Source organism: Mycobacterium sp. (assembly GCF_039583785.1).
Lineage (GTDB): Bacteria > Actinomycetota > Actinomycetes > Mycobacteriales > Mycobacteriaceae > Mycobacterium.
Map to the genome: position 1 here is coordinate 1 of NZ_JAVKSG010000129.1, position 4847 is coordinate 4847.

Annotated in this window: 4 protein-coding genes; all 4 read left to right on the forward strand. The window is 65.1% G+C overall.

Features of this window, described 5'->3' with window-relative positions; genetic code table 11:
• The first annotated feature begins 132 nt into the window (after nt 1–132).
• The 4 genes from ABDV69_RS20145 (at nt 133) to ABDV69_RS20160 (ending at nt 4715) form a co-directional block, all read left to right on the forward strand.
• On the forward strand, nt 133–1290 hold the full coding sequence (locus ABDV69_RS20145; RefSeq protein ID WP_343577524.1) for a tyrosine-type recombinase/integrase: 1158 nt from the start codon (nt 133–135) through the stop codon (nt 1288–1290).
• A gap of 392 nt (nt 1291–1682) precedes the next feature.
• On the forward strand, nt 1683–3719 hold the full coding sequence (locus ABDV69_RS20150; protein ID WP_343577526.1) for a tyrosine-type recombinase/integrase: 2037 nt from the start codon (nt 1683–1685) through the stop codon (nt 3717–3719).
• Nucleotides 3716–4297, forward strand: a complete 582-nt coding sequence (locus ABDV69_RS20155) for a DUF6262 family protein (protein ID WP_343577528.1) — start codon at nt 3716–3718, stop codon at nt 4295–4297. The genes ABDV69_RS20150 and ABDV69_RS20155 overlap by 4 nt, the downstream gene beginning before the upstream one ends.
• 10 nt (nt 4298–4307) lie before the next feature.
• On the forward strand, nt 4308–4715 hold the full coding sequence (locus ABDV69_RS20160; RefSeq protein ID WP_343577530.1) for an ester cyclase: 408 nt from the start codon (nt 4308–4310) through the stop codon (nt 4713–4715).
• Nucleotides 4716–4847: the final 132 nt, after the last annotated feature.

The following is a 4847-nucleotide window of genomic DNA, read 5'->3' on the forward strand; positions in this document are numbered from 1 at the left end:
TTCTCTTGGGATCGGCCAGGCGTGGTGTGACGTCGCATCAGGCCAGCCCGTTGCGGGTTCTGCGGCGTGTCTCTGGGGGTGTTGTTCACGTGGCTGGTAGTTGTTGGTCGCCATGTGAACAGGAGGACCGGGGTGCGAGCCTTTCCAGTGACGTTGCCGTCGGGTGTTCGGTATTGGACGGTTCTCGATGACGACCTGGAGGTAGTTGCCGACGCCGACGCGTTTCTGCGGCATGTGCGGTTTGGTCAGGACCGCGCGGAGTCGACGACGAAGGCGTATGCGGGCGCGATCGCGCTGTATCTGCGCTGGTGTCAACGCACCGGCCGCGACTGGGTGACGGGTTTGTCGTATTTGGGTTTGTTCATCACATGGCTGCGGCATTCGCCCGCCGGGCCCGATGATGCGGTCATCGCCGTAGGTCCGGGTGCGCCGGCGGCTCGCGGTGCCGGTCGGATCAACGGGATTTTGGTGGCGGTGCGCGGGTTTGCGGTGTTCGCAGCCACCAGGGGCCGCGTTGACGAGGACGTGGTGCAGCTGCTGTATGAGCTCGCCGACGACCGCGATGTGCCGGTCGAGGCAAAGGGCGAGGAGGCGCGACGGGCGTGGAGGTTGCGACCGCTGCATCGGCTGCATGAGCGAGACGACCCTGTCGATCGCGCCAGCGACGAGGAGATTGTGGCGCTGCTTCGGGCATGCCGCTCGACGCGAGATCGCTTGATCGTGTTGCTGCTGGCGCGGGCAGGGCTGCGCCGTGGCGAACTGACCGGGCTGCGGCGCAGCGACTTGCATCTGCTGCCGGACTCGACGGTGCTGGGATGCCCGGTCAAGCGGGCCCACCTGCATGTGGTGCGCCGCGACAACCCGAACGGGGCGTGGGCTAAATCGCGTCGGTGTCGGCATGTGCCGCTGGATTTCCTTGCGGTGCAAGCCTTCGACGTCTACGACTTCGAGCGGTTTGCGGTGCCACGGGCTCGTGACAGCGACTTTTTGTTCGTCAACCTGTTCCGTGAGCCGATCGGCGCGCCGATGCCGCCGGATGCGATCAACGCCCTGATCACAGACCTCTGCAAACGGGCGGGCCTTGGCCGGCGGGTGACACCGCACCAGCTGCGCCATGCCTTCGGCAGCAATCTGATGGACGCTGGGGGGTCGCTCGATGAGGTCCAACAGCTGCTCGGTCACGCGAGCGTGGCCTCGACACAGGTCTATGTGCATCCTGATCCCTGCCGTCTGCGCGATGCGATAGAACGTGTCCCCACACCGCGCGAGCAGCACGGAGCGATGCGGTGAACGCAAGGGGTGCTGCTAGCGCCGTTTCGGGTTCGCCCATCGAGCCGGAACACGAGTTCAGCCGACTTCAACGGCTGTTGGCTGAGCGGTTCCTCTCCGAAATCAATTGGGACGCTGCAACATTGACGCTCTCGTTGCCGGAGGACCATCCCTTGCTGGGCCGTCCTGTCTGTCGTGCGCCAGGATGTGAGTTCACTGCGCGCGGTGTTTTGCGAATCTGTCAAGGTTGCCAGAAGCGTCTGGCCAGGCACCGTCTGGGTCCCGACGATATCGACAAGATGCCGCCCCGCGATCGTGACCAGCCCAGGCCGTGCGTGGTCACGGGCTGCAAGCGGTTTTGGGCATCGTGTCAACACCGGCTGTGTGAGGCGCATCGGCATCAGCAGCGTGTCTTGGGTGTATCGATCGAGGAGTTCCTGGTAGACCCATCGGTGATCGCGTTGCCCGATACGGGTCCGTGCTTGGTGGCCGCATGCACCCGACGCCGCAGGGCCACGCGCGGGTCGTATTGCAGCGCACACGAACAGCGGTGGCACGCCAAGCGCAGGCTGGGCTCTGACACCGACGAGCGGGTGTGGCGGTTGACCGCCACACCGACCAAGGAACCGGGAAAGGTCAGCCTGCGCGGCCTGCCGCCGCTGGTCGTCGCGCAGGTGCTCTACGGCGTCCAAGAGCGCACAACGTCCGGGCGCAAACTCGACGACTTTCAGCTCACCGCGCTCTGCAACGAACTGCGCCGCCAGCGGGTCACCAGCATCGCCGACGCCGACACCACCGGGCTCAACGAGGCCTACCGCGGGATGATCAACAGCTTCGCCGCCTACCTGCGCCGAAGCCTGCTCAATCCTGAAACCGAAAGGACAAAGGACGTATGGGATTTGGCTGCATTCGGGTATCGCGGCAGATTGCGGTTTACCGGGATCAGCCAGCCCTGGCTGCGTGAAGCAGCCAAACGGTGGGCTCTTGACGACCTGCCGCAACGCCGGGGAAAGCGGGTCGGTCACCTGGTGTCGCATCACGTCGGCTGCCTGGAGCGGCTCTCGGAAAGCCTGCGCATGCGTTCCGATCGTGGCGAGGTACCCAGCATGCTGGGACGCGCCGACATCGACAACTTTTTGAACCGAATGACCTACCTGGAAAGCAGCGGCGTCCTGAGCCGCGACACACGGATCAGGACATGCCAGCAGACCAAGACCATGCTGTCGCGCATCCGCGCCCTCGGGCTGACCCGCCAGGGCGAGCCCGCTGCCGGCCTCAGCCAAGAGTTCGTGCTGCAGACCAGCGACATGCCGCGACGCCCGGATCGCGAACCCGGGCGCGATCTGCCACCGGAAATACTGCGGCAGATCTGTGACCACCTCCCCCAGCTCGAAGCACTGGCCGGCCCGGAAATGCGTGCTGCGGTCGAAATTCTCATCGACACCGGCCGCCGCCCCGATGAAGTCTGCTCGCTGGCCTGGGACTGTCTTGACCGCGACGCCGACGGCAAACCGGTGCTCATCTACGACAACGACAAGGCCGATCGACCCGGACGCAGGCTGCCGATCCCCGAGGCCACCGCAGAGCTCATCACCCGTCAAAAGCAGCGGGTCCGCGCGCGCTACCCCGACACACCGGTTGGTGAGCTCGCGCTGCTGCCTGCGCGCACTATCCAGCAAGGCGGTCGTCGACCGCTGAACGTATCCCGATTCATCCATCGGCACCGGGAATGGATCAACGCCATCCCCGAACTGCGCACCGCCGACGGCACCCCCTTCGACACCACCCGACTGGTCGCCTACTGCTACCGGCATACCTACGCCCAACGCCACGCTGACGGCGGAGTTCCGCCGGATGTGTTGCGGGAGTTGATGAATCACCGCGACCTGAAAGCCACGCAAGGCTACTACCGGGTCGAGGAGAGCCGTCGCCGCGACGCCGTCGACCGGGTCAGTGCGCTGCAGTTCGACCGGCACGGCAACCGCATCTGGCGCGACATCAAAGCACTGATCGACTCCGAATACGCCCGCCGCGCGGTCGGAGAAGTCGCGGTGCCCTACGGCGTGTGTTCCGAACCATCCAACGTCAAAGCCAACGGCCAGTCGTGCCCCTACCGATTCCGCTGCCTGGGATGTGAACACTTCCGCACCGACGTCTCCTACCTGCCCGACCTGCAGGCTCATCTCGACGACTTGCTGCGTATTCGTGAACGATTGCGAGCCGCTACCGACATCGACGACTGGGCGCGCGCCGACGCCATGCCCTCCGACACCGAAATCACCCTCACACGCGGGTTGATTCAGCGCATCAAAGGCGATCTGGAAGAACTCGACGACGGCGAACGCGCCGACATCGACCAAGCCGTCGCCGCAGTTCGGCGCCATCGCGTCACTCTGCTCGGCATGCCACGTATCGCACCCTCGCCACGACTCCAGGAAGGATCTGCGTGACCTCACCGAACCACTCCCGCTCGGCTGCCATGGCCGCGGGCCGACGCGCCGACTCCTTGCGTCGGCGCCAACGTGTGCTCAAGACACTCACCGACGCGCACGCTGGCCAGCACGAGATCACCGTCAGCGCCATCGCCCAAGCCGCTGGCGTGGACCGCAGCTTCCTCTACCGCCACCGCGACCTGCTCGAACAAATCCACGCCGCCGCAGTCGAACCCACCAGCAGGTTGGCGGCGGGCGGTGTGAGCACTGCCTCGCTGCAGACCGATCTGCTCAACGCTCAGCAGCGAGCAGCCCGGCTGGCCGCACGGGTCCAGCAACTCGAAAACCGACTCTCCGCTGCGCTGGGTGAGCAAGCCTGGCGGGAATCCGGCATCGGCGCCCCCGACGACATCGACCAACTCCACCAGCGAATCACCGGACTTGAACAGCAGATTGTCGATCTTCGCCTTCAACTCGAAGAGCGCACCGAAGAACTCGACGCCGCCCGCGCCGCTAATCGTGAACTCATCACTCGCCTTAACACCACGCATGGGATGCCCGGTCCCGCACGGCCCGATACCGCCGCGGAAAGGTAAGGAGGGGCTCATGCGGGGCCCGGTCTCGGCTCACGACCTGGCGCGGCGGTTCTACGAGCGGCTGTGGAACGAATGGGACGACACCGCCGTCGATGACACGTTGGCGCCCGATATCACCTTTCGCGGATCGCTCGGAACCTCCACAGCCGGGCGCGATCAATGGCGTGCCTACCGGGACCAAATCCGCGGTGGTGCACCAGATTTCCACAACGAAATCGTCGACCTCATCAGCGACGCGCACCGTGCCGCGGCTCGACTCCGGTACTCGGGAACCCACCTCGGGCCACTGCTCGGCATCCCTGCAACCGGCCGCCGGTTCGTCTACTCCGGCGCTGCCTTCTTCACCACCGCAGACAATCTCATCGCGGACATCTGGGTACTTGGCGACCTCGACACCCTCCGTCAGCAACTGACCTAACAAGACCGGTGAGTATTCAAGACCGGTTTGCTTGCACAACACCTGTTGCATTCGATAGCGTTCCCCGGACAGCGCGTGAACTGCAGGAACTCGCTCGAACATTCGAGCCCGTGGCGCCCAACCCCCAGAGAA

Excerpts from the sequence above, each read along its gene's own strand:
- ABDV69_RS20160 (WP_343577530.1), top strand. The coding sequence starts at position 4,308 with ATGCGGGGCCCGGTCTCGGCTCACGACCTGGCGCGGCGGTTCTACGAG.